The organism is Thermohahella caldifontis, assembly GCF_041153465.1.
Lineage (GTDB): Bacteria > Pseudomonadota > Gammaproteobacteria > Pseudomonadales > Oleiphilaceae > Thermohahella > Thermohahella caldifontis.
On the sequence record NZ_CP154858.1, the window covers coordinates 1,244,168 to 1,267,259 of the forward strand.

Consider the following 23,092-nt stretch of genomic DNA (forward strand, 5'->3'; position numbering starts at 1 on the left):
GGCTAACGCTCCAGAAATGCCCGGCCGTTACTGGTCATCACCGTATAAAATGCCAGCGGATATCCGCCCAGATCGGGACTGAGCCGTGCCTCGATGCGGAACTTGAGCTGAAGCGGCTGTTCCGGATCCGGCATGTAGACCACATCGACATCCGCAAGGCGGTTTTCATAATTCAGCAAAAAGGCCCGTATGGCGTGGCCGATCCGGTAAATGGCATCCGGAAATTCAAACACCAGGTCATTGAAATCCGGCACGCCAAAGTCAGGCAGGAAATGATAACTCCCTGCCCGGATCTGCAGCATGCGCCCGATATTGGCCATGACGGCGCCGGCCACTTCCTGTTCGGGCGCGACACCACGCGGGTGTCGCTCGCCCAGCACGACACGGTCCAGAAAGCCAATGCTGGCCATGATCAGGACTTGTCGAGCTTGCCGACCAGAGACAGCTCGAAGTCGGCCCCCATGTACTTGAAGTGGGGCTTGACCAGGAGGCTGATCCTGTAGATGCCCGGCTTGCCTTCGACATCCTCGACTGTCACCTGTGCCGCGCGCAGCGGTCGGCGACTGCGAACCTCCGGTGCCGGGTTCTCCTGATCGGCGATGTAGGTGTTCAACCAGGCGTTCAGCTCACGCTCGATATCCTGACGTTCCTTCCAACTGCCCAGATTCTCGCGCTGCAGCACCTTCAGGTAGTGCGCAATGCGGTTGACGATGAACATGTAAGGCAGCTGAGTGCTGAGGCGATGGTTCAGTTCCTTGCGCTTGCCGTCTTCACTGTTGCCGAAGTTCTTCGCCTTCATCACCGAGTTGGCGGAGAAGAAGACCGCACTGTCACTGCCCTTGCGCATGGTCAGCGGAATGAATCCCTCCTCGGACAACTCGAACTCCCGCCGGTCAGTAATCAGGATTTCCGTCGGAATCTTGGCTTCCAGATCACCCATGTTCTCATAGAAGTGCAGCGGCAGATCCGGCACCGCGCCACCACTGCGCGGACCGATGATGTTCGGACACCAGCGGTATTTCGCAAAACTGTCCGACAGACGGGTTGCAAACGCAAAGGCCGTGTTACCCCAGAGGTACGCTTCGTGGCTGTGCTCGACCGATTCCCGGTAATTGAAGGTCTTGGCCGGCTGATTCTCCGGATCATAGGGCTGGCGCAGGAGGAAGCGCGGCAGTGTCAGCCCCACATATTTGGCATCTTCGGACTCGCGGAAGGAACGCCACTTGGCAAACTGGGGGCCCTCGAATACGGAGGACAGTTCCTTGAGATTGGGCAGTCCTTCAAAGCTTTCCAGACCAAAGAACCGGGGCCCCGCCGCGGAAATGAACGGCGCGTGGGACATGGCAGCAACGGCCGCACAGTTCTGCAGGATACGCATGTCCATGGCGCCCGGTCCGAACTCGTAATTACCCAGAATCACACCAAAGGGCTCGCCACCATACTGGCCGTATTCGGCGCTGTAGGCCAGCTTGTACAGCCCGGACTTGGTGACATCGGGGGCATCCTCGAAGTCATTGAACAGGTCTTCCTTCGAGATGTTGACCATCTCGATGCGGACGTTCTGGGAAAAATCCGTACGATCCACAAGGAGCTTGAGCCCGCGCCAGGCGGACTCCACTTTCTGGAAATCCGGATTGTGCAGAATCTCGTCCACCTGCGCGGACAGCTTCCTGTCCAGCTCGGCGATCATGCGGTCAATGAGATTCTTGTTGACCCGCTCTTCCCGGTTTTCGTCCTTCAGGAGCTCGGCAATGAACGCGCCCACCCCGCGCTTCGCCACCTCGAATCCCTCATCCTGAGGCTTCATCTTGGTCTTTTCGACGATCTGGCTGATGAGCGAGGTTTCTTCCAGCCCGGCGGCACGGGCCCCGTAGGCCAGCATGGATTGATAATCAGACATGACGATGCTCCTTATCCTTCGATTCCCAGTTCCCTGAACAACTCGGCCTTGAGGTTGTCGTCCTTCAGGGTCTCCTCGATCATCTTGCGGAAGGCGGGCACGTTGCCCAGCGGGCCCTTGAGCGCCACCAACGCCTCGCGCAGATCCATGAGCGCCCTGAGCTCGGGCACCTGCCCGACGATGGCGTCGGGCGTGAAATCGCGAATGCTGCGCACGTTCAGTGTCACGCCCATCTCCTCGTCTTCCTCATCGGAAAGCCGGTTGGCGACAGTCATGTTGATCTCGATATTCTGGCTCGCCAGCACGTCATCGAAGTTGTCCTTGTCCACATTGATGGGTTTGCGCTCCTCCACCATGCGGTCGTCTTCGCGGTTGGTGAAATCACCGGTCACCAGCATCTTGAAAGGCAGCTCGATACTTTCTTCTGCTGCGCCGGTTTCGGACTTGTACTGGATATTGATGCGCTCGCGTGGTGCTACGGATCCGTCCTTTGCCATGTGAAGTCTCCTTGTTTACATGTGATTGATGAGTTGTTGTGCAATATGGGGCTGACAGAGACTCAGCTCGGAGAGTTCCGGCCGAATCTCCAGCGGGGCCCCGGCTGCGAGCGCCAGAGCCTTCATTTTTTCCGTACGCAGGAAGTAACCGGCCGGCTGGCGGTCCAGTTGCGCCAGTACGCCCCGCCCGATGGCAGAGGCCAGAGGCGTTTCTCCCCGCTCCCTTGCCAGCTCACCCTGGGCCAGCCAGATATCCAGCTGGCGTCTGGGCTCGGGCTCGCCGGCAGCGGCCTGGGCCAGCGTCCTGAGCGCATCAGGCGTATCCAGAGCCGACACATCCGGCAGTTCATGCGCCTTGTCCGCCTGCCCGCCTCTCTGCTGCGGAACCGGCGATTGCGGGGCCGCTTCCACGCGCGTGCTCACGCCTGTCCGGCTCAGCCATTGGCGGGTTCGGGCATCCGCAAAATGTACCTCCCCGCCCTTGAACCGATAGTCCGTCAGCGCCGGAAACCGCTCAACCCAGGCGTGGCAGAGTGCCTGAATCAACTGCGCCACCCCGCTTCCACCCAGCTTCTCAAGGGCCTCGGCCACCATCCGGTGTCCCGTCAGCCAGAACGGCAAACGAAAGAGCGAACGCTCGAGTTCATGGATACAGGCTGCCCACTCTCCGGCTGCTGCCAGGGCCTCCAGTTTGTGCCGCTTTTCATCCGGCACAGGCCGCAGCTCCGTGACGCCCTCGCGTGACGGTGGCAGGCTGACTACCCCGGAGAAAGCATAGGTTCGTGCCATGAGGTAAGCATTGGCATCAAGCAACGACTTGTGGCGCAGGTAGTCACAGAGCGACTCGATGAAGGATTGTCCGGACCGGTGAGCTTTCACCAGAGTTTCCGCGGAATGGATACCGGCTGACGCAGGTGCCGAAACAATCGGCGGCACCGGGCTTGTGACGGCTGGTGCCGGAATATCGGCAGAGGCCTCCGGATCTGACACGGCAGCGGCATGGGAATCGGGGGGCACTCCGGCAGGCGCCATGGAAGCGGTTTTAACGGTCTCCGTCGCACTGACCGCACGGGCCATCCGGGACTGAAGGGCCTTTCTGACCTGGGCCGCCCAGGTGTACCAGGCGTGATCACTGTCCGCACCCAACGGCTCCAGCCAGGCTGACACAGCTTTCACCTGCGCCAGCACGGCCTCATTGACGTCCTGCCCGCTGAACGCCTCTTCCGACAGCCATCGGGAAGCCAGCCAATCCACCGCCATGCAAAGCGCCCGCTTGCGCTTGCGGCCGGGATGAACCCCCTCCCCCATTCCGTCAGTGCCTCCCCCAGTATCAGGCAGGCTTCCGTCACGCCCCGTTCGGGAACATGCTGCCCCCATGCGTACGCCAGCCAGCACAGCAGCAGAATATCCTTGCTCTCGCTGGCCAGCAGATGGCAGCAGGCTTCGGACAAGCGCTTCCAGTCCGGATGGGTTTCACTTTCCAGACTTTCCCATGCCTGAATTTCGCTACGGATCGCATCGAAGCGTTCATCCAGCCGAATATCGCCACCCAGCGGATTGAGCGCCGTCACAGGCTGCAATACCCGGGCACGCAGGGTTTCGAAGTCCATTGCGGATCCCGGTCCGGGCATCAGTGCCGGGTGAGCTGCAGGGGAAGTCGTGAGGGGAAAAGGAGATCAGGCGAAAAAGGTGTCATGATTGCGCTCCATCCTTAAGCACGATTCGGTTCTTCCATGTGCGGCCATCATAACGTCTCTGCCGCAACCCCGCAAGCCCCGACGCCACGGGTGTTGGGAGCAAATAAACTGTCCGGACTTGTAGCACGTGATTTGTCCGGTTTCATGATCACCAAGGAGGTGAGCCATGAGACGGACAGAACTGCTACAGGAGATCCGGAAAATGCGATTCGAAGAAGCCTATACGGGATGGACCGAGAAACGGCTGACCCAGGAAGAGGCGGCGCGGCTGCTGGGGGTCTGTGAGCGGACCTTCCGGCGCTATATCGACCGCTACGAGGAGGAGGGCCTCGACGGCCTGATCGACAAGCGCCTGAGTCAGGTTTCCCACCGCAAGGCCCCGGTGGATGAGGTTCTACGCCTCGAGGCGCTCTACAAGGAGCGCTACGACGGCTGGAACATCAAACACTTCTACAGCTTCTACCGCGACCGTCACGGCGGCACACGCAGCTATACCTGGGTACGGAACACCTTGCAGAAGGCAGGCCTGGTCAAGAAGGCACCGGCTCGGGGTAAGCATCGTCGACGCCGCGAGCGGGCGCCCATGGTCGGCATGATGCTCCACCAGGATGGCTCCACCCACGAATGGGTTCCCGGCCACCACTGGGATCTGATCATCACCTTCGATGACGCCACCTCTGAGCACTACTCCATGTTCTTCGTCGAGGAGGAAGGCACGGCTTCGAGCTTCCAGGCCATGCGAGAGGTCATCACCGATCACGGCCTTCCCTCGAGCCTCTATACCGACCGGGGCAGTCACTACTGGCACACCCCCAAGGCCGGCGGCAAGGTCGACAAGTCCAACCTCACCCAGTTCGGCAGGGCCATGGCCCAGCTCGGGGTCGAGATGATCCCCGCCTATTCCCCCGAGGCCCGGGGCCGCTGTGAGCGCCAGTTCGCCACCCATCAGGGACGCCTGCCCAAGGAACTTGCAGCCCAGGGCATTACCACCATGGCGGCGGCCAACCGCTACCTTCGGGAGCACTACCTGCCGGCCTTCAACCGGGAGTTCTGCGTCAAACCCGCCGTCGAGGGCAGCGCCTTCGTGCCTTTCATCGGCCCTGGACTGGACGACATCCTGTGTGAGCAGTACGAACGCACCGTGAACAAGGACAACTGCGTCTCGTTCGAGGGACTCAAGCTGCAGATCCCTGCCGACCGCTATCGGCGCCATTACGTCAAGGCCAAGGTTCGGGTACACCGTTATCCTGATCGCTCCCTGGCGATCTTCCACGGCCCCAGAAGACTGGCCAGTTACACCCCAGAAGGCCTGCCCTTCGACCCCCTCGAACCTATTGATCAGGCACCGGCCAACGTCCGCTGCCAAGTCTGATCATCAGTGGACCCAAAGCGGACAGTTTATGTGCTACAAAACCGGACAGTTCTATTTGTTGCTAACAGCCCCGACGCCACGGGATGCCGTACGGGTCACACTCGCGGCTCAGATCTCGTATTGATCGCCCAGCTCGGGAACATCCGCCGGCCAGCCCAGCTCATCCTGAATGCGAAGCCGCAACGCGTCGGCGGATTCGGGCTCACCATGCGTGACCCACACCTGCTTGGGCGGCGCGGGCATGCCGCGCATCCAACCGATCAGTTCCGGCGCATCGGCATGAGCCGAAAGCACATCCAGACAGGCCACCCGCGACCTAACCGGAACATAGTTGCCAAAAATCTTGATCCGGTCCGCACCTGAGACCAGCAGGGATCCCCGGGTGCCGGGTGCCTGATAACCGGCAAAGAGAACCGTATTGCGGTGATCCGGCAACATGCGCTGCAAATGGTGAAGCACCCGGCCACCTGTCGCCATGCCGCTGGCCGAGATAATGACGGCAGGATAGCGCAGGTGGTTGAGCGCCTTGGACTCATCCACGGTACGGGCATAGTGCGTATCGGCATGAATCGCCGCCGCCACTTTCGCTGACAGGCGAATACCGGCATTGGCCTTGCCGAGATAGGCCGACGAAGCCCGTATGGCCATCGGACTGTCCAGATAGATGGGAATGCGCGGTATCCGGTGTGTTCGCATCAGCTCATGCAGCACATACATGATCGCCTGGGCACGCCCCACTGCGAACGCAGGCACCAGCATCTGCCCGCCCCGGGAAAGGGTATCCAGCACAAGCTGGCCAACTTCATCGAAAACATCGACCTGGGGATGCACACGGTTGCCGTAGGTGGACTCCACCACCAGATAGTCGCACGCCGGTGGCGACTCAGGTGCCTTCATGATCAGGTCATTGGGGCGCCCCACATCACCGGAAAACAGCACACGCCGGCCAGCGGCATTCACCAGCACGGAACTCGCCCCGAGAATATGGCCGGCCCGGGACAGTTCCGCCGAAATATCCCCGGCAACACGCACCGACTTGTGAAACGGAACGGGACGAAACTGCTCCAGACATCTCAGCGCATCCTGCTCGGTATACAACGGCAAGGCCGGATGATGCTTCGTCAAACCATGACGATTCCGGAATTCCGCTTCTTCTTCCTGCAAATGCCCCGAATCCGGCAGAATGATTTTGGCAAGCTGATGCGTGCCTTCGCTGCAAAAAACTGGGCCGGCAAACCCCTGCCTGACCAGAGCGGGCAGGTAGCCACTGTGATCCACATGGGCGTGCGTGAGCACCACCGCATCAATACCTGACGGCTCGACGGGAAACGGCTGCCAGTTGCGCTTGCGCAGGTTCTTGGTGCCCTGAAAGAGACCGCAATCCACCAAAACGCGCGCAGCGCCAGTGTCCACGAGGTAGCGTGAACCGGTGACGGTTTGGGTGGCGCCGAGAAAATGCAACTGACAATCCATGTTATTCCTTTACTTCAATGCCCAACAAAGGTAAAACCATAAAGACGACGTACCAATACTAGCCTGATTATCCAGAACTCAGTGATGAACACAATTCAATTCGGAAAGAATTTGTCAGTTTGACTGCAACAGTGTACAGCGACCATCTATACTCAGCCCAACACCGCATCAGTGAAAAACGCAGATGAACTCACCTGATCCCGCAGTCTGGTTTCCCACTATCCGAGCCAATAGCGGTGTGGATGTGTTCACCCAACGACTGTGCAAGGAGCTCATTGCACGCGGCTACCGAGCTGAAATCACCTGGCTGCCACTACGGGCAGAGTATGCACCCTGGAGCGTTCCTGTTCCCCGGCCACCAGCCTGGGCCAATATTGTTCATGTCAATTCCTGGTTGCATCCGAGATTTCTACCCAAACACTTGCCTGTTATTTCAACAGTGCACTCCTGTGTGCATGATGACGCCCTGACACCTTACAAACGCCACGCGCAGCGGCTCTACCATACCTTGTGGATCAAACGCGTGGAAGCTGCCAACCTCTCCCGGGCCAACAAGGTAGTGGCGGTGAGCGAATACACGGCCACGCAGGCGCAAAAGGTGTTTGGCAAACACGACATCACAGTTATCTACAATGGTGTGGACACAGAATTGTTCCACCCTCTCGAACGCAGCGCGCCCAACACACCATTTCGCTTACTCTATGTCGGAAACTGGAATTACCTGAAGGGTGTCGACATGCTTGCACCAATTATGAAAGAGCTGGGAGAAGGTTTTGAGCTCTGGTACACAGCCGACCGAAGCAATCGTCATGAAAGCTATTCTTTACCTTCAAATTGCCGGTGCCTGGGACGTTTGGCAGGCAATGATTTGATCCATGCTTACCAAAATGCAGATGCGCTGATATTTCCCAGCAGAACTGAAGGCTTCGGGCTTGTAGCCGTCGAAGCCATGGCTTGCGGACTTCCTGTTATTGCGAGCCATACCTCGTCGCTACCTGAAGTTGTCAGGCACGGCGAATCTGGGTGGTTATGTCCAGTGGACAACGTGGAAGCATTTTTATCTGCAATTCATGAGGCGACCAATGAATTAAAAAGATATAAGGCTATACGTGAGTCGGCCAGAGAGTCTGCACAACATAATTTCTCCATCAATATATCCGTCGACAATTGGATAAATCTTTATAACTGCACAGTCTCAAACACATCATTTTCCCAGCCTACTAATACCCCCAGGCCTGAATCTGAACTATTCCGGCAGTAACCTGGGTTACAAACCACCAACTGGTTACTCATTATTCATCTTTGGGTAATTAATAATCACAGCGCACAAAGCAGTGACGGCAGTAAAGCCTTCACTACCATACATCGCCGCTACGGCCCCCTTGAGACCATGGCGGGGCACCAAAAATACTGTCAGCAGGATGCCTGATATCGCGGCAGTCAAATACATCATATAAAGTGATCGCCTTCTCCCATCCGCAATCAAAGAGGCTCCTGCCAAATTTCGCAATACTTGGACTGTGGGTAGAAACGCCAACATTGACAGCACACTGACAGCCTGCCCATACTCTTCTCCAAGTAGCAATTGAAGCAGTGGGGCCGAAAAAGAAATAACCCCACCTAATAGCAATGCGAACATAACAAGCATAGAACCGGTGCGGACAAGTTGCTCCTTGGGGGAAGCAGAAGAAAAAACACGTGGCCACAGCGCCTCCTGAAGTGCGGCTAGCGGCAGAGATGCCATGTCTACCACCCTATGTGCGACATTCAAAGCGCCCGCAGCCGCAAAACCCGTATGCGCTATGACGGGTTTATTAAATTCTGCCTGCAACCTGTATGCAAGCGCCCCCATAACAAATGGCACCCCATCCTGAACAATCTTTCCGTACGTGGCAGAACCACTCGAATCGAATTTTTTGTCATCTTCGTCGTCGTACTTTCTGGCAATTAACCACCATAGAAGCATGACATAAAGCCAAGTGACACTTGCATATGCAACCAGCCAGTCATCCGTCGCAGGCTTGGACACAGCCATCAGGATCAGAAGAATGCTGCAGCGTACTACAGGAAGGCCGGTAATTATTGCGCCAAAGCCATTCAGCTGATGTCGTGCCTGCTTGGATCTTGAGATGATTTCAATTAAAGAGACTGCGGCGACTTCTGCGCTCACAAAAATAGCGGTTGCCCAAAAACCTGAAACGCGAGGAAAAACCAGAAGAATAGTTCCCAATGCCGCAGCGGAAGCAACAATGCTCGCTATGGCCCATAAACGATTTGCTTTTTGAAGATAGTCACTCAACAAATGTATAGACTTCGCACCATCTCTAAGAATCAGTGCCGCAAGCCCCAAACCAGCTAATGGTGTAAAAAAACTTGCAATCGCAAGTATTGACACAAATATACCGTAGTTCTCAGGCCCCAGCCAACGGGCCAGCAACAGCACCAGAACAGCTTGGACAGCGGCGCGTAACAGCAGCCAGCCGAACAAACGAGTGCTCTGTCTGGCATAGTTCCCAGGTCGCCAAACTAACACTCTTTTCAATTTTACCTCCATCATCCTGACCAGTAGTCGAGACAGACCGGAGCGCGGACGACCATGACAATTTGTTCGAAAGGCACCAGAACACGCAGATATTATACAGGCCGGACCACGGCAATTTAAAAACTAGCCAGCAGCCTTGTCCAGTATCTCTCTGTACTCAGCTGCAACAATGGACCAGTCGAAACGCCTGACAATCAAGTCTCGCTCTACCAGTGCCCGATGCCTCAAAGCTTCATACCGTCCAAAAGCTTCAATAACACCGCGCGCCAGCCCTTCAGGATCTGAAGGAGGCACAGTAACTACCGAACCCAGACCATCATAAACATCGCGACAAGTTGCGAGCTCCGAAACCACAACCGGTGTTCCACATCCCAAAGCCTCCACCAACACCAGACCCAAGCCCTCGTTTACAAATGGCGCGACAAACAAATGCGAACCACGGTAAACATCTGGCAAATGAATCTGCGGAACTGCCCCTTCGAACAAGATGCTCCGGGAGACACCGAGCTGCTCTGCCAGGCGCTCAAGTGCTGCCTGGCATGGCCCAAACCCAACTATTTCAAGTTGAGCGGACGGTATTTTCTTGAGAATAGCAGGCAATGCTTTTATCAAGATATCAACACCTTTATTTTCAACAAGACGCCCGACAAAAAGCATTTTGAAAAACTGAGTGCTCGATACTCTGTTTTGAGACGGGACAAAGTGTTCAAGCAAATCCACGCCCATAGATCTTACGACGACAGGAGTTTTTCCCTGTGCAACATACGCTGCATGTCCTAACATTGCACGACTCATAACGGTCAATGTACTTGCACGGGAAACAACGAGTCTTTTTATCCACAAAAATAAAAAACCGCGCAACGAATTTAAATCAGAACCATGAGAAGTCAGTACTAATGGTACTTTCCCACGCTTCCCGCAGCCCGAAAGGATAGCCACAAGCCCTTGAGGTATTATCCAGTGCGCATGAACCACATCAGGTTTCCAAGTACGAATCTGCTTGCGCACGGCCCACCATTGCGCCAAGAAAAAAAAGGGCAACAAAAAGGCCTTAAACCATGATTTTTTCAGATTCCCTAAAATACCGCCATTATAAACAAGCTTTTCCAAGAATTCCGGCGCATACCTGAAACGATAAACTTGAACACCGTCTAAATCCTCCGTATCTTTTGCTCCCTTATCATGAGGACAGACGACCCTTACTTCGGCATCAAAAGCAAGACGGCGACATAATTCATGCACAAATCCAGGCTCATTATCATTACGCCACCGAGGATATGTGGATGCCAGAACAAGAATTTTCAAAACACCACTCTACCTATCGTCTTTCTTGTACATCAAAGCAGTAATCTGCTCCGAAACCAAACCCACCATGAATATGACTAGTGATGTTGTAAACATCAGCGCGCTCATGTTGGTGAAACGTCTGAACTCGAAGAATGTGTATCCATAATAGGTCAACCCAATAAAGAAGGTGAGCAGCGAGACTGGCAAGAAAATCTTCAGAGGAGAGTATAGCGTACCAACTTTGAATATAATCAGCAGAAAGCGGATACCATCACGTAATGGTTTAATATGGCTTTTACCTACCCTCTGCTGCGCAACAATCGGAACGTACGCGACAGAATATCCCGCACGAAAAAAGGCCATGGTGATCGTTGTCGGGTAGGAAAACCCATTGGGCAACAAATAGAGAAACTCCTTGAAAGGCTTTGCCCGAACAGCTCTGAAACCAGAAGTCAGATCCTTGACCTCCTGCCCACTGACGCCGCTCGCCAGCCAGTTGTAGAATCCATTGGCAAGCCTTCTGCCAAAACTTGCCTGAGACTCTGCAGAACGGGCACCAACCACCATGTCATAGCCTTCGTCCAGCTTTTTCAGCAAGCGCGGAATATCGTCCGGATTATGTTGTCCATCCGCATCCATGCAGACGATGACCTCTCCGCTTGCTGCCCGGACGCCTGTCTTGATTGCAGCGCCATTGCCTTTTGAATACGGATGGCGAACGACACGTGCTCCAGCCTGCTCTGCGACACGCGCGGTTTCATCGCTGGAACCGTCGTCCACCACAAGAACTTCTCCAAAGCCTGACTGAACCAGAGAGGTCACAACCTTCCCAATGGACACCATCTCATTCTTGGCCGGGATAACTATGGAAACCTCACCGTTATTCATATTTTTTTACCAGCCTCAAGTACAGATCATTTCCCTGCAACCGTATCAGCGACTTGGCGCCTCGCTGCCTGATCTCTTTCATGATTTGACGTGCTCCCATTGTGTCACCTGCCTCATCACGCAACGCAGCCTCAAACACCAAAAATTCAAGTGACTTGTCATTGTCGGGAATACTAGCCGAAATACCAATTGCTTTATCTTTCAAGCCTTGCAGGAAGTATGCATACGCCTGCAGTTGGCGCAAGGAAACACGAACCCGATCATACGCATCATTTTCCAAAATTGCCTGTATCGTATCATTGATAACCGGCCAGCCAATCCTGTCACACTGCCCGTTGGCCTTGATATTGATAAGGTCTCCGATCGTATCTGTCGATTGATCAAAACGCCTAATGCCAAGTTGATTCCGATCAAAATCTGACAATCTCACTGCAGGTCCCGGTATCAGACAACTCAGAAGCTGAATCTGAACAATAACTCCGGGTGATACAAGCTCCGGTTCCTTGTGCCGCATGTTATCCAGCACGAGGTAGGCAGACAGATAATCCCCTTGTCGCGCATAGTATGATGACATATTCTGATAAGCGCGGAGAGAGTGAGGCCTCTTGAACAGTGAGTCGGAGGCCATCTTGAGATCAGAACCCCAGCTCACTGACTCAACATAGCTCACCCACCCCCAATAAACACCGACCAGGCACAATATACCTGCACCAATACGCCGGTCAACCTGCATGCCAGCCAACAACACTTGAGCGCTCCCCACAACGAACCCAAAGATCAGGCCCACTGACGGAATATAATTTCGATGCTCGAAGTATATCTCCAGCGGGAGTATTGTTGACTCCAGCAGGTGGCCTGCCACAAACCATAACCACCCGAAGGCAAACCATCTCAGCCTGGCGTGACCAAGAAACCGAAGAGACGCAAAGGTGATCAACAACAACGCAAGCAAAGGGAGGTATTGAGCAAAAGAAGATTCCTCACAATACAAAATAGGGTAACCGTCATTAAACAAGGAAAAATCGCGCAAACCGGGAAGTATTATCTTGCGGACATAATCAAACATAACGACGGGCTCTGTAATCAGCCGATCACAGAGGTTAAATGAGCGTATGGCGTAGCCCACCAACTCCCCTCTTGCCACAAGGTATATCATCAACCCCAAAAAGCCAGCTACACCACCTGCCACATACCACCTTGCCCAAAATGAATCCTGCCAGCCCGGGCTTTTTCGTATGAAAAGGTAGGTCACCCCTATCAAGGGCAATACGGTAACTGTTGACTCTTTGGCAAATATTCCGATCAATACCATAACGGCCGACAGCACCAGAAAGACCAATCCTTGCCTGATATTTCGGCCTCGGCTGCCCGAAAGGACAAACAGATACACAGACGCAAGGGAAAAGGTGCCGGCAAGCAGCGTCATGCGCTGGACAATATACTGCACTGCATTCACATGAATGGGATTGATACTCCATAGCACAGCGAGTATTACAGCAAACCCGTACACACCAGAACCAAAGGTTCTGTCTGCTTCCAGAAGCCTGCGGAATAACAGAAAAGCCAGTACAGCGTTAACAAGATGAATAATGTAGTTTACAAAACGGAAGTATTCGGGATGATCCGGCCATGCTCCTGCTTGCAAACCAAAAGACAGATACGCCAACGAGCGACCACTCCCCCCAGACGGCGCACTCAGAATATACTGGAGCAACCCGGACGCGCCTTCATTGATCGCCTCGAGCCCGGAAAGATTGGGAAAGTCATCAAGGAAAAATCCACCATACAGCCCGGGAATGTAAGGAAAAACAGACAAAAGAAGCAGCATCCCGAGCAGGGCAGATCTTCTCACTTACAATTCTCCACTACAAAAAGACGCCCCTCAGGCGGGGCGTCTTGAACAAATCCAAATCAAAGAACTTAGTTGCAGATCTTGGGTGCAATTGCCGTGTCGATTGTATTGCAGTTGAACGAGAAAGTCCCATCCGTAGTGTTAAACGTCATTGAAATACTGTGACCTTGCAGTTTGCTGCTTACCCCTGAAGTCTTGAAGGGTGCGGTATAAACATTGCTACTGGCGGTAATGGTAGCCACATATTTACCCCTATCAACAACATTACCCAACTGGGCAAGAGTCGGAATCGAACCCTCTGAGTTCCAGTATTCTGCGATAGGCGTTTTCAACCCACCCAAGAGTGTCACAGCCTCGGCAGCCTGCGCCCGGGCGGTATAGTCCTGGTATGCCGGAATGGCTACAGCAGCCAGGATACCAATGATCGCCACAACGATCATCAGTTCGATCAGGGTAAAACCTTTTTGCATTGTCTTCATGGTTACTCTCCTCTGGTTTTGAGTTAGCGGTCGCCGCGATTGGCGCCACGACCTTGCCTGTTACAATACAGAAACCGTGCCAAGTTCTGCAATCTGCCGTATGGCCTATGGATTTCAATCAGTTGCGCGACCGTGCCTATTCATGCAACACTCTCTGACCAGCATCTTCAGTGCCCCAAATGCGCACCAGGTGACAATTTTTGTCACCCCCGACTCACCCCGGGTAACAGGTTGCTTTTCAAGGTACGCCCGAGCGACTACACTTCATGCACACGTATGCGAAGCTGACAGAGGCAGAATGAATACACCGGCCAAACCCCTGACGGGTCACGCGAGACGACTGGTACAGGACGGACTGCTGGATGAAGCAGCCGCCCTGCGAGCCCAAGAGGAAAGCAGGAAGGAAGGCATTTCCATTATTACCTACCTCGTCCAGAAGGGGCTGGTCAAGGCCAGTACGCTGGCCACGACGCTTTCCAACGAGTTTGGCGTGCCCTTGCTGGATCTGGATGCCTTCGACTGGCACCACATGCCGGACAAGGTGGTGGATGAGAAGCTGATTCGCAAGCATCATGTCCTGCCCCTTTATGTGCGTGGCAATCGGCTGTTTCTGGCGGTCTCCGAACCCACCAATTTCCAGGCACTGGACGAGATCAAATTCCACACCGGCATGAGCACGGACGCCATTCTGGCCGAAGAAGACAAGCTTGCCCGGGCCATTGACCGCTATCTCGACCAGCAGGAACAGCCGCTCGGCGACATGGGCGACATGGACATGGATGACCTGGATGTGGAGGCCGTGGATGAAGGTGCCGACCGCGACGAAGCCACCTCCCCTGAACAGGATGATGCGCCGATCGTCAAGTACATCAACAAGATGTTGCTGGATGCCATCAAGACCGGCGCATCGGATATTCACTTCGAGCCCTATGAAAAGATGTATCGGGTGCGCTACCGAATTGACGGTATTTTGCGGGAGGTTTCCAAACCCTCCGTCAAGCTCGCCAATCGCCTCTCGGCACGGATCAAGGTCATGTCCCAGCTGGACATTTCCGAACGGCGCATTCCCCAGGATGGCCGGATCAAGCTCAAACTGTCCAAGAACAAGGCCATTGACTTCCGGGTCAACACCCTACCGACCCTGTGGGGTGAAAAAATCGTGCTCCGGATACTGGATCCTTCCAGCGCCCAGCTCGGTATTGATGCCTTGGGCTACGAGGAAGACCAGAAGAAGTTGTATCTGGATGCCCTGGCACAACCACAGGGCATGATTCTGGTTACCGGTCCCACCGGTTCCGGTAAAACGGTTTCTCTTTATACCGGTCTCAACATTCTGAACACGCCGGAGCGGAACATTTCCACGGCAGAGGACCCGGTCGAGATCAACCTGGAAGGCATCAACCAGGTCAACGTCAACCCCAAGGTGGGGCTGGACTTTGCAGCAGCACTGCGCTCGTTCCTGCGACAGGATCCGGACGTGGTCATGGTGGGCGAGATCCGGGACCTGGAAACTGCCTCCATCGCCATCAAGGCTGCCCAGACAGGTCACCTGGTACTCTCGACACTGCACACCAACAGTGCTGCCGAAACCCTGACGCGCCTGCGCAACATGGGTGTACCCGCATTCAACATTGCGACCTCGGTGAGCCTGATCATTGCCCAGCGCCTTGCCCGGCGGCTTTGCCCGGAGTGCAAGACCCCCATGGAGGTGCCGGAGAAGGTGCTGCGTGAGGAAGGGTTCACACAGGAACAAATTGAAACAGGCCTGACGTTGTACCAGCCCCAAGGCTGTGATAAATGCAAGGATGGATACAAGGGGCGCGTGGGTGTGTACGAAGTGGTACGCATCACCCCCGAGATGCAGGACCTCATCATGCGCGACGCCAGCTCTCTGGAACTGGCCCGAAAGGCTCAGGAGCAGGGTTTCCGCAACCTGCGCCAGTCCGCGCTGATGAAGGTCATGCAGGGTGTCACCAGCCTCGCTGAGGCCAACCGTGTAACCAAGGATTAAACACCATGGCACAAAAAGCCGAAAAGCTGGCGACCTTTGTCTGGGAAGGCAAGGATCGCAGGGGAAACAAGACTTCAGGGGAAACCACCGGCCCCAACGTGGCGCTGGTCAAGGCCCAACTGCGCAAGCAGGGCATCACGCCGGTCAAGGTCAAGAAAAAGGCCACCGCAGGACTCGGCCGCAAGAAAAAGATTACTCCCTTTGACATTGCCGTCTTTACACGGCAGATGGCCACCATGATGAAAGCCGGTGTGCCGCTGGTGCAGTCCTTCGACATTGTCGCCGAGGGCCTCGAGAATCCGGCACTGAGAGACCTTGTGCTCGACATCAAAAACGAAGTGGCATCAGGCAACAGTTTTGCGGATGCCTTGAAAAAGCATCCGAAGTATTTCGATGACCTGTTCTGCAACCTGATCGAGTCCGGCGAGAAGTCCGGTGCGCTGGAGACGATGCTGGAGAAGGTGGCCACCTACCTTGAGAAAACGGAACTGCTCAAGAAAAAGGTCAAGAAGGCGCTCACTTACCCGGCAGCCGTTGTGGTGGTGGCGATTATTGTGACGGCCATCCTGCTGGTGAAGGTTGTGCCACAGTTCCAGGAACTGTTCCAGGGCTTTGGCGCAGATCTGCCCGCCTTCACCCTGATGGTCATACACCTTTCTGAGTGGTTGCAGGAGTGGTGGTTCCTGGTGCTGTTTGGTCTGTTTGGTGCCGGCGCGCTCTTCAGTGAAGCGCGCAAGCGCAGCAAGGCCTTCCGGGACTGGATCGATGCAACCGTGCTGAAGCTCCCCATTATCGGAGATATACTGCACAAGTCCGCCGTGGCCCGCTTCGCCCGGGTGCTGTCCACCACCTTCGCGGCCGGTGTACCGCTGGTGGACGCTCTGGACTCGGTCGCCGGCGCCTCCGGCAACGCCGTATTCCGGGACGCCATCTTCAAGATCCGGGACGATGTATCCACCGGCCAGCAGTTGCAGTTTTCCATGAAATCCACCGGGATTTTTCCCCCATGGCAGTACAGCTCACTGCGATTGGCGAAGAGTCGGGCTCACTGGACGCCATGCTGGCCAAGGTGGCCGAACACTTTGAAGCTGAAGTGGATGATGCGGTGGACAACCTGACCAGCCTCATGGAGCCGTTGATCATGGCCGTGCTGGGCGTACTGGTTGGCGGCCTGATCATTGCCATGTACCTGCCCATCTTCCAGCTCGGCTCGGTGGTATAAGGCGGCATGAGCATTCTGAACAACCTGGCATCGGTGGGTGCGCTGGTTCCCGCCGCACTGATTCTTGGCCTGCTCATCGGCAGCTTTCTGAATGTGGTCATTTACAGGCTGCCCAAAATGCTGGAAAGGCAATGGAGGGCGGAGTGCGTGGCACTGACCGGAGCGTCCGCAACACCGGAGCAACCCGAGGCGCCGTTCAATCTGGTGACGCCGGCCTCCACCTGCCCCCACTGCGGCCACCGTATCCGCCCCTGGGAGAACATTCCCGCACTCAGTTACCTGCTGTTGCGCGGGCGTTGCAGCCAATGCCGGCAGCGGATTTCAGTCCGCTATCCCATCGTGGAAGTGGTCACCGGCATACTTTCGGCCGCACTGGCCTGGCATTTTGGCCCAACCCCTCAGCTTCTGGCTGCTCTGGTGCTGACCTGGGGCTTGATTGCGCTGACCATGATTGACGCCGACACGCAACTGCTGCCGGATGTACTGACACTTCCCCTGCTCTGGCTTGGGTTGCTGGTCAACACCCAGGGACTGTTCACTGACCTGAACAGTGCCGTGTGGGGTGCTGCAGCCGGCTATCTCAGCCTCTGGACCGTGTACTGGCTGTTCAAACTGATCACGGGCAAGGAGGGCATGGGCTATGGCGACTTCAAACTGCTGGCGGCCCTGGGCGCATGGATGGGCTGGCAGATGCTGCCACTCATCATTCTCTTGTCCTCGCTTGTGGGTGCCGTGGTAGGTATTGCCATGATCATTGCACTCGGGCGCGACCGCCAGATTCCCATTCCGTTCGGCCCCTACCTGGCGACCGCAGGCTGGATTGCCCTGCTCTGGGGCGAGCCCATCGTCAATGCCTGGCTGGGCAGTGGCGCAGCCGGTGGCGGTTTCTGATCATGCTCAGGGTAGGGCTGACAGGCGGCATCGCGTCCGGCAAATCTACGGTGGGACGCTTGTTCACCGAGCTGGGCGTTCCCCTCATTGACGCCGATCAGGTGGCGCGGGACGTGGTGCAACCCGGAGAACCGGCCCTTGACGCCATAGCCGGACACTTCGGCCCGGCCTCCCTGACCCCGGAAGGCACGCTGAACCGACCCTGGCTGAGACAGGTCATCTTTGCCGATCCGGCTGAAAAGACATGGCTGGAACAACTGCTGCATCCCCTGATTTTTGAGCGCATTCGCACCTGGCTGGCCACCCAGACCGCGCCCTACTGTATCCTGGAGTCCCCTCTGCTGCTGGAAGGGAATCAGAAATCCCTCGTGGACCGGGTGCTGGTGGTGGATGTTCCCGAGCCTCTCCAGCTCGAGCGGGCCATGGCCCGGGACGGGAGTCCGCCGGAAACACTGAAGGCCATCATCGCCGCACAGTCACCGCGCAGCTTCCGGCTGCAGCATGCAGATGATATCATCCTCAATGATCGAAGCTTGGAAGATCTGAAGCATGACGTCCAAACACTCCACAACCACTACCTCCGGCTCGCAGATACGGACGGTGAAATGCCCCACATGTCGCAAGCCCGTCCCCTGGATTCCTGAATCCCGCTTCAGACCCTTCTGCAGCGAACGCTGTCGTCTGATCGACCTGGGGGCCTGGGCCGATGAGGCCTACCGCATTCCCGAAACCGATACACCGGAGCCATGACACGTTACCTCATCCATCTGTCCGTGCTGCTGAGCTTCCAGTGGGCTGGGGCGTTCATCAGCGCCAGGCTGCCCTTCCCGCTGCCCGGTCCGGTGGCCGGTATGCTGTTGTTGCTCGCAGCACTATTCCTCATCGGGGATCAGCGCAGCCTGCACCTTCGTCACACGAGCAAGGGGCTGATCCAGCTTCTGCCTCTCTGGTTCATCCCTGCCGGGGCCGGGTTTGTCAGCATGGCCGCACCCCTTGCTCAATATGGCTGGTCACTGGGTGGCGTGGTGCTGGGCAGTACGGTGCTGACCTTTCTCGCCACGCTGCTGATCAGTCAATGGCTCACTGCCGGTGAATCCGGACATGACACCCGTTGAAGCCCTGACCTCCACCCTGCTCAGCTATCTGCTGGCGCTGGCCCTCTATCGTCTGTCAGGCGGGCGTCCACTGTTTCAGCCGGTCGTCACCGGCATTCTCATCATGATCGGATATCTGCTCTGGCGGGACGTGGATTACAGCACCTATTTCAGCCAGGCCCAGGCCATTCATACCCTGCTGGGCACCGCGACGGTAGCACTGGCCATACCTCTGTATGAAAGCCGTCACCGTATCCGACAGTTTGCACGCCCCATTGTCATCGCGGTCATCACGGGCGGCACCATCGCCGCGGCCTCTTCCATCATGCTTGCTCGCTGGCTGGGCCTGCCCGATGAGCTGGTGATCACGGTTGCCCCCAAATCCGTGACCACCCCCATCGCGCTGGCGTTGAGCGACGCTCTGGGAGGGCTGCCCGCACTTTCGGGTGCAATCGTCATTATTACCGGCATGCTGGTGGCGCTGGCCGGCCCGCTGGTCGAACGGCAGGTTTCCCATCTCAGTCTCGGTCTGGCCATGGGCCTCAGCGGCCACGGCATCGCCACCGCCCGCGCTTTTGGCGTGCATGGCGAAGCCGGCGCGTTTTCTGCCCTGGCCATGGGGCTGACAGGCATCTACACCTCCTTTCTGCTACCCGTTCTGCTGCCCCTTTTTGGTCTATACTGATACTTGTTCATACTCCTGAAGCATAAGGAAACAGGTTGTCCGCACGTTCATGTTTGATATTGATTGTCTGTTTCCGGCTGCTCATCATGCCGGCATGGGGCGCACCTCAGGAAAATGCCCCGGAACAGGCCTCCACACCGGAAACCCAATCTCAGCCTGAAGCGCCCCGCGCAGACAAACCGACAAGCTGGTCAACCCGCTCTCTGGACTGGCTGATCAACCAGCGCAACAACTGGTCCCACCGCTTGGTTGCCACCGGCCGCTCCATCGACGGCTTTCTGGCCAACCGGGACAGTAAGGACGCACCGAATCACAGCCACCTGAAACTCAGCTGGACCAGCGTCTGGAAAAAGTCCGAAGTCATCGAAAATACACCCAAGGCACGTTTCAAACTGGACCTGCCTCTGACCAACGAGCGTTTCAGGCTGGTCATCGAAAACGAACCGACGGATGAAACCGCAGCCAGCACCAAGCTCCGCGACAGCAACCTCACGGACAAGGAGCGCCCGGGCACCCGGACAGAAGGCCGCCTGAGTTTCGGCGAGCTGATTCATCACTGGAAATGGCGTGGTGAGCTGGGCGTCAAGGCAGAGTTTCCGCCGGATCCGTTTGTGCGGATCAAGGCCGCCCGCAAGTGGAACTGGCCGCATGACGGGGGCGAAACACACTTTCAGAGCACTTTATTTTATACGCACATTGAGCACCTGGGTTTCAAGAACGCCCTGACCATGGACAAACCACTGAAAGAGCGCTGGCTGGGCCGCAGTTACACGGATGCCAGCTGGGATGATGACGACCATTCATGGACCTTTGTCCAGTCGTTTTCTGCCTTCTTCACGTGGGACGAGCGGCGCCTGATTGAAAACCGCGTTGCATGGATTGGCGAAAACAAACCCAGCCTGAGAAGTACGGATTATCTGTATCAGTTTCGTTATCGCCAGAAGCTTTACCAGGATTGGCTGTTTCTTCAGGTTGTGCCGGAAGCGCTCTGGTCCCGTGACAAAAACTGGGACCTGTCGCCATCACTTTCGGTGGGCCTTGAACTGGTTTTTTCAGAGTAACCATGATGAACGAGACGCTCGAACTCCGGCCTGTGGGCTGGGTACAGACCCTCTTTGACGAAAAATTCGGGACACCCCGCCAGCCCGGCCTGGTTCGGCACACCAGTCATATCGCGTTTGCTGAGGACATCGACCCGCAACTCGCCACCCGCGAGCTCGAGAGCTTCTCTCATATCTGGCTGATCTTCTGGTTCCATCAGGCCAGGGGCCGGCGCGATCAACCTCTGGTGAGACCGCCCCGGCTCGGCGGCAACCGCAAGGTGGGCGTGTTTGCATCACGCAGCCCGTTCCGCCCCAACCCGCTGGGGCTCTCGCTTGTCAGACACCGGGGACTGACACGACAAAACGGCCGGACGGTCTTGCAAATCGAAGGCGCGGACCTGGTGAATGGCACGCCGGTACTGGACATCAAGCCCTACCTGCCCTATACGGAAGCGATACCCGATGCCCTTGGCGGGTTTGCACCCGAAGCGCCGCGCCCGAGACTGACTGTCACCTGGTCACCGGCTGCACTGGATGCCCTGGCCTCCCTTGAGCGGCTGCATTCCGGTGCCGGTGCAATCATAGAGGAAACCCTGTCCCTGGATCCCCGGCCTGCATACCGGCATCAGGAAGACAGCACGCACGGGGTACGCATGTTCGGCTGGAACGTTGTCTACTGCGTCACCGGCGAACAGGTGACGGTACAAGCCCTGGAACCCCCGCCCTACTGACAGGTTTGAGAGGATTCGGGCTGGTTGTCCGGGGCGAAGGTTCCGGCATATTTGCGGATCCATTCGGCAGCCGCCTGTTCGGGCGTCAGCATGCGTCCCTCGTTGACCGCCACCTGTTTCCGGTAATGCTCGATATGACAGACTTGCTCCACCATCCGCGCGGCATAGGCATCCTGTTCCGACAGGAACTCCAGCCCCAGTTCGAACTGCCCGGAACTGCGAGGCCTGCACCAGACAACCCGTACCGGACACTCGAATGGCGGATCAACGTGCCGGATCGTCAGCGTCAGTGACGTACCGGCCTTGTAGGGCTTGTCCGACATGCAGCACACCCCGCCAAAACTGATGTTTCTCAGCGGCAATTCGTCAGGCTCGGCATCACTGCAGCGCAGGCGGACCGGAATATCTGTCGGATGTCGGATGAAGCTGCGCATGGCACACCCCAATCTTGAATATCTGTTTTCAGTGTATCGCACCTGTGATATTTGACCAGCACCGACACCACTTTGTTTCAATGTTTTACGCATACGGACTATACTTGCCGGCCACTGTACTCAACGAGCGAGATTGCGCACATGAAATGCCGCATCGGCTGTGGCGCCTGTTGCATCGCCCCCAGTATCAGCTCGCCCATTCCGGGTATGCCGGAGGGCAAACCGGCGGGGATCCGTTGCATACATCTGGACAGCTCAGGCAAGTGCAGCCTGTTCGGTCTTCCCGAGCGCCCGAAGGTTTGCCTTGATTTTGACGCGGATCCGCACGTCTGCGGAGAGACAACGGAGGATGCCCTGATCAATCTGACGTGGCTCGAGCAGGCGACACAGGCAACAGACCCGCTTTCTGCACCGCCTCACAGAGCTCCTCGTAGCGGATAGGCTTGGTCAGAAAGGCGGTCACGCCCGCCTCGACACAACGGGCCCGTTCACTTTCGGTCACCTGAGCCACAAGCGCGAAAATGGCCACTTCCTGATTTGGCCCGGGTTGCTGCCTGAGTGAACGCACCACTTCCGGGCCGTCCAGATCGGGTAGCCGGCAATCCAGCAGAATCATGTCATAGGGCGCTTCCTGTGCCCGGGCAAGTCCTTCCTGCGCGGTACGGGCCTGGGCCACCTCGCAGCCACATTTCTCCAGCAGGCGCCGTGCAAGCATCAGGTTGACAGGGTTGTCTTCCACAACAAGCACACGGAGCCCCACCGCCATTTCCTTCTGTCGCTGATGCGGATCATCGCCGGAGGGGAACCGGGTCACAAAGAGTTCCTCCCCTTCCAGCAGGCGGATCAGTACGCCTCCCAGACTGGTTTCACGGTACTCCTTGCTCAGATAGCCATCCGCGCCCAGCCGACGATAGAGTTCCGCATCACCTCTGTGGGCATGGGTGGCCAGCACCAGCACGGGGACGTGACGGACCGAAGGGGCCTTCCGGATCCG

At 56.5% G+C, this 23,092-nt stretch carries 24 protein-coding genes and 1 pseudogene; 12 read left to right on the forward strand and 13 right to left on the reverse strand.

Annotated elements, in window-relative coordinates; all coding sequences use genetic code 11:
- Positions 1-2 precede the first annotated feature (2 nt).
- The 5 genes from tssE to AAIA72_RS06075 are packed head-to-tail and all read right to left on the reverse strand — an operon-like array spanning position 3 to position 4,007.
- Positions 3-410 (reverse strand): type VI secretion system baseplate subunit TssE, encoded by a 408-nt coding sequence (tssE, locus tag AAIA72_RS06055; protein ID WP_369602514.1) that lies wholly within the window; start codon positions 408-410, stop codon positions 3-5.
- A 2-nt stretch (positions 411-412) separates the two neighbouring features.
- Positions 413-1,882: a type VI secretion system contractile sheath large subunit gene (tssC, locus tag AAIA72_RS06060; RefSeq protein ID WP_369602977.1), complete on the reverse strand. Its 1,470-nt coding sequence runs from the start codon at positions 1,880-1,882 to the stop codon at positions 413-415.
- 29 nt (positions 1,883-1,911) lie between these two features.
- The gene (gene tssB / locus AAIA72_RS06065; protein WP_369602515.1) at positions 1,912-2,397 is read right to left on the reverse strand and encodes a type VI secretion system contractile sheath small subunit; all 486 of its coding nucleotides are present in this window, start codon (positions 2,395-2,397) and stop codon (positions 1,912-1,914) included.
- 15 nt (positions 2,398-2,412) lie between these two features.
- Entirely contained in the window at positions 2,413-3,657 is a 1,245-nt protein-coding gene (locus tag AAIA72_RS06070) for a type VI secretion system domain-containing protein (protein WP_369602516.1), read from the reverse strand.
- On the reverse strand, positions 3,570-4,007 hold the full coding sequence (locus AAIA72_RS06075) for a type VI secretion system ImpA family N-terminal domain-containing protein (RefSeq protein ID WP_369602517.1): 438 nt from the start codon (positions 4,005-4,007) through the stop codon (positions 3,570-3,572). The genes AAIA72_RS06070 and AAIA72_RS06075 overlap by 88 nt, the downstream gene beginning before the upstream one ends.
- A gap of 289 nt (positions 4,008-4,296) precedes the next feature.
- On the opposite strand from AAIA72_RS06075, the gene AAIA72_RS06080 reads away from it, so the two are divergent.
- A complete protein-coding gene (locus AAIA72_RS06080; RefSeq protein ID WP_369600308.1) occupies positions 4,297-5,466 on the forward strand; it encodes an ISNCY family transposase in 1,170 nt (389 codons plus the stop codon).
- A 108-nt stretch (positions 5,467-5,574) separates the two neighbouring features.
- Here the strand turns inward: AAIA72_RS06080 and AAIA72_RS06085 are convergent, their stop codons facing one another.
- A complete protein-coding gene (locus AAIA72_RS06085; protein ID WP_369602518.1) occupies positions 5,575-6,939 on the reverse strand; it encodes an MBL fold metallo-hydrolase RNA specificity domain-containing protein in 1,365 nt (454 codons plus the stop codon).
- A 184-nt stretch (positions 6,940-7,123) separates the two neighbouring features.
- Here AAIA72_RS06085 and AAIA72_RS06090 point away from each other — a divergent pair, with 184 nt between their 5' ends.
- The gene (locus AAIA72_RS06090; RefSeq protein WP_369602519.1) at positions 7,124-8,200 is read left to right on the forward strand and encodes a glycosyltransferase family 4 protein; all 1,077 of its coding nucleotides are present in this window, start codon (positions 7,124-7,126) and stop codon (positions 8,198-8,200) included.
- 24 nt (positions 8,201-8,224) lie between these two features.
- Here AAIA72_RS06090 and AAIA72_RS06095 read toward each other — a convergent pair whose 3' ends face one another.
- The 5 genes from AAIA72_RS06095 to AAIA72_RS06115 form a co-directional block, all read right to left on the reverse strand.
- Positions 8,225-9,427 (reverse strand): lipopolysaccharide biosynthesis protein, encoded by a 1,203-nt coding sequence (locus AAIA72_RS06095; RefSeq protein ID WP_369602520.1) that lies wholly within the window; start codon positions 9,425-9,427, stop codon positions 8,225-8,227.
- Positions 9,428-9,604: 177 nt separating this feature from the next.
- The gene (locus tag AAIA72_RS06100; protein WP_369602521.1) at positions 9,605-10,786 is read right to left on the reverse strand and encodes a glycosyltransferase; all 1,182 of its coding nucleotides are present in this window, start codon (positions 10,784-10,786) and stop codon (positions 9,605-9,607) included.
- 9 nt (positions 10,787-10,795) lie between these two features.
- Positions 10,796-11,656: a glycosyltransferase family 2 protein gene (locus AAIA72_RS06105; RefSeq protein WP_369602522.1), complete on the reverse strand. Its 861-nt coding sequence runs from the start codon at positions 11,654-11,656 to the stop codon at positions 10,796-10,798.
- Complete coding sequence (locus AAIA72_RS06110) at positions 11,649-13,508, reverse strand: hypothetical protein (protein ID WP_369602523.1); 1,860 nt, start codon at positions 13,506-13,508, stop codon at positions 11,649-11,651. Before AAIA72_RS06110 ends, AAIA72_RS06105 begins: the two co-directional genes overlap by 8 nt.
- Positions 13,509-13,576: 68 nt before the next feature.
- Positions 13,577-13,987 (reverse strand): pilin, encoded by a 411-nt coding sequence (locus AAIA72_RS06115; RefSeq protein WP_369602524.1) that lies wholly within the window; start codon positions 13,985-13,987, stop codon positions 13,577-13,579.
- 298 nt (positions 13,988-14,285) lie between these two features.
- Between AAIA72_RS06115 and pilB the strand changes: the two genes are divergently transcribed.
- The 9 genes and pseudogenes from pilB (at position 14,286) to tsaA (ending at position 21,664) form a co-directional block, all read left to right on the forward strand.
- Positions 14,286-15,998 (forward strand): type IV-A pilus assembly ATPase PilB, encoded by a 1,713-nt coding sequence (pilB, locus tag AAIA72_RS06120; RefSeq protein ID WP_369602525.1) that lies wholly within the window; start codon positions 14,286-14,288, stop codon positions 15,996-15,998.
- Between the two features lie 239 nt (positions 15,999-16,237).
- Positions 16,238-17,220 (forward strand): annotated as a pseudogene (locus AAIA72_RS06125) (type II secretion system F family protein).
- A gap of 6 nt (positions 17,221-17,226) precedes the next feature.
- On the forward strand, positions 17,227-18,111 hold the full coding sequence (locus AAIA72_RS06130; RefSeq protein WP_369602526.1) for an A24 family peptidase: 885 nt from the start codon (positions 17,227-17,229) through the stop codon (positions 18,109-18,111).
- A 2-nt stretch (positions 18,112-18,113) separates the two neighbouring features.
- Entirely contained in the window at positions 18,114-18,755 is a 642-nt protein-coding gene (gene coaE, locus AAIA72_RS06135; protein WP_369602527.1) for a dephospho-CoA kinase, read from the forward strand.
- On the forward strand, positions 18,661-18,861 hold the full coding sequence (gene yacG / locus AAIA72_RS06140; protein WP_369602528.1) for a DNA gyrase inhibitor YacG: 201 nt from the start codon (positions 18,661-18,663) through the stop codon (positions 18,859-18,861). The genes coaE and yacG overlap by 95 nt, the downstream gene beginning before the upstream one ends.
- Positions 18,858-19,226: a CidA/LrgA family protein gene (locus tag AAIA72_RS06145; protein ID WP_369602529.1), complete on the forward strand. Its 369-nt coding sequence runs from the start codon at positions 18,858-18,860 to the stop codon at positions 19,224-19,226. Before yacG ends, AAIA72_RS06145 begins: the two co-directional genes overlap by 4 nt.
- Positions 19,213-19,890 (forward strand): LrgB family protein, encoded by a 678-nt coding sequence (locus tag AAIA72_RS06150; protein WP_369602530.1) that lies wholly within the window; start codon positions 19,213-19,215, stop codon positions 19,888-19,890. Before AAIA72_RS06145 ends, AAIA72_RS06150 begins: the two co-directional genes overlap by 14 nt.
- A gap of 35 nt (positions 19,891-19,925) precedes the next feature.
- Positions 19,926-20,951, forward strand: a complete 1,026-nt coding sequence (locus AAIA72_RS06155) for a hypothetical protein (protein ID WP_369602531.1) — start codon at positions 19,926-19,928, stop codon at positions 20,949-20,951.
- Between the two features lie 2 nt (positions 20,952-20,953).
- Positions 20,954-21,664 (forward strand): tRNA (N6-threonylcarbamoyladenosine(37)-N6)-methyltransferase TrmO, encoded by a 711-nt coding sequence (gene tsaA, locus AAIA72_RS06160; protein WP_369602532.1) that lies wholly within the window; start codon positions 20,954-20,956, stop codon positions 21,662-21,664.
- Here tsaA and AAIA72_RS06165 read toward each other — a convergent pair.
- Positions 21,658-22,098 carry a PilZ domain-containing protein gene (locus AAIA72_RS06165; RefSeq protein ID WP_369602533.1) on the reverse strand — a complete coding sequence of 147 codons (441 nt, stop codon included), beginning with the start codon at positions 22,096-22,098 and terminating at the stop codon, positions 21,658-21,660. The genes tsaA and AAIA72_RS06165 overlap by 7 nt on opposite strands.
- Positions 22,099-22,239: 141 nt before the next feature.
- Here AAIA72_RS06165 and AAIA72_RS06170 point away from each other — a divergent pair, with 141 nt between their 5' ends.
- Positions 22,240-22,539, forward strand: coding sequence for a YkgJ family cysteine cluster protein (locus AAIA72_RS06170; protein ID WP_369602534.1), 300 nt, complete (start codon positions 22,240-22,242; stop codon positions 22,537-22,539).
- Here the strand turns inward: AAIA72_RS06170 and AAIA72_RS06175 are convergent.
- Positions 22,457-23,056 (reverse strand): response regulator, encoded by a 600-nt coding sequence (locus AAIA72_RS06175; protein WP_369602535.1) that lies wholly within the window; start codon positions 23,054-23,056, stop codon positions 22,457-22,459. The two genes, AAIA72_RS06170 and AAIA72_RS06175, sit on opposite strands and share 83 nt — an antisense overlap.
- Between the last annotated feature and the right edge of the window lie 36 nt (positions 23,057-23,092).

Bases quoted from the DNA above. Each gene is read 5' to 3' on its own strand.
- tssE (WP_369602514.1), bottom strand. From the start codon at position 410: ATGGCCAGCATTGGCTTTCTGGACCGTGTCGTGCTGGGCGAGCGACAC.
- tssC (WP_369602977.1), bottom strand. From the start codon at position 1,882: ATGCTGGCCTACGGGGCCCGTGCCGCCGGGCTGGAAGAAACCTCGCTC.
- tssB (WP_369602515.1), bottom strand. From the start codon at position 2,397: ATGGCAAAGGACGGATCCGTAGCACCACGCGAGCGCATCAATATCCAG.
- AAIA72_RS06070 (WP_369602516.1), bottom strand. From the start codon at position 3,657: ATGGCGGTGGATTGGCTGGCTTCCCGATGGCTGTCGGAAGAGGCGTTC.
- AAIA72_RS06075 (WP_369602517.1), bottom strand. From the start codon at position 4,007: ATGGACTTCGAAACCCTGCGTGCCCGGGTATTGCAGCCTGTGACGGCG.
- AAIA72_RS06080 (WP_369600308.1), top strand. From the start codon at position 4,297: ATGCGATTCGAAGAAGCCTATACGGGATGGACCGAGAAACGGCTGACC.
- AAIA72_RS06085 (WP_369602518.1), bottom strand. From the start codon at position 6,939: ATGGATTGTCAGTTGCATTTTCTCGGCGCCACCCAAACCGTCACCGGT.
- AAIA72_RS06090 (WP_369602519.1), top strand. From the start codon at position 7,124: ATGAACTCACCTGATCCCGCAGTCTGGTTTCCCACTATCCGAGCCAAT.
- AAIA72_RS06105 (WP_369602522.1), bottom strand. From the start codon at position 11,656: ATGAATAACGGTGAGGTTTCCATAGTTATCCCGGCCAAGAATGAGATG.
- AAIA72_RS06115 (WP_369602524.1), bottom strand. From the start codon at position 13,987: ATGAAGACAATGCAAAAAGGTTTTACCCTGATCGAACTGATGATCGTT.
- pilB (WP_369602525.1), top strand. From the start codon at position 14,286: ATGAATACACCGGCCAAACCCCTGACGGGTCACGCGAGACGACTGGTA.
- AAIA72_RS06130 (WP_369602526.1), top strand. From the start codon at position 17,227: ATGAGCATTCTGAACAACCTGGCATCGGTGGGTGCGCTGGTTCCCGCC.
- coaE (WP_369602527.1), top strand. From the start codon at position 18,114: ATGCTCAGGGTAGGGCTGACAGGCGGCATCGCGTCCGGCAAATCTACG.
- yacG (WP_369602528.1), top strand. From the start codon at position 18,661: ATGACGTCCAAACACTCCACAACCACTACCTCCGGCTCGCAGATACGG.
- AAIA72_RS06145 (WP_369602529.1), top strand. From the start codon at position 18,858: ATGACACGTTACCTCATCCATCTGTCCGTGCTGCTGAGCTTCCAGTGG.
- AAIA72_RS06150 (WP_369602530.1), top strand. From the start codon at position 19,213: ATGACACCCGTTGAAGCCCTGACCTCCACCCTGCTCAGCTATCTGCTG.
- tsaA (WP_369602532.1), top strand. From the start codon at position 20,954: ATGATGAACGAGACGCTCGAACTCCGGCCTGTGGGCTGGGTACAGACC.
- AAIA72_RS06165 (WP_369602533.1), bottom strand. From the start codon at position 22,098: ATGCGCAGCTTCATCCGACATCCGACAGATATTCCGGTCCGCCTGCGC.
- AAIA72_RS06170 (WP_369602534.1), top strand. From the start codon at position 22,240: ATGAAATGCCGCATCGGCTGTGGCGCCTGTTGCATCGCCCCCAGTATC.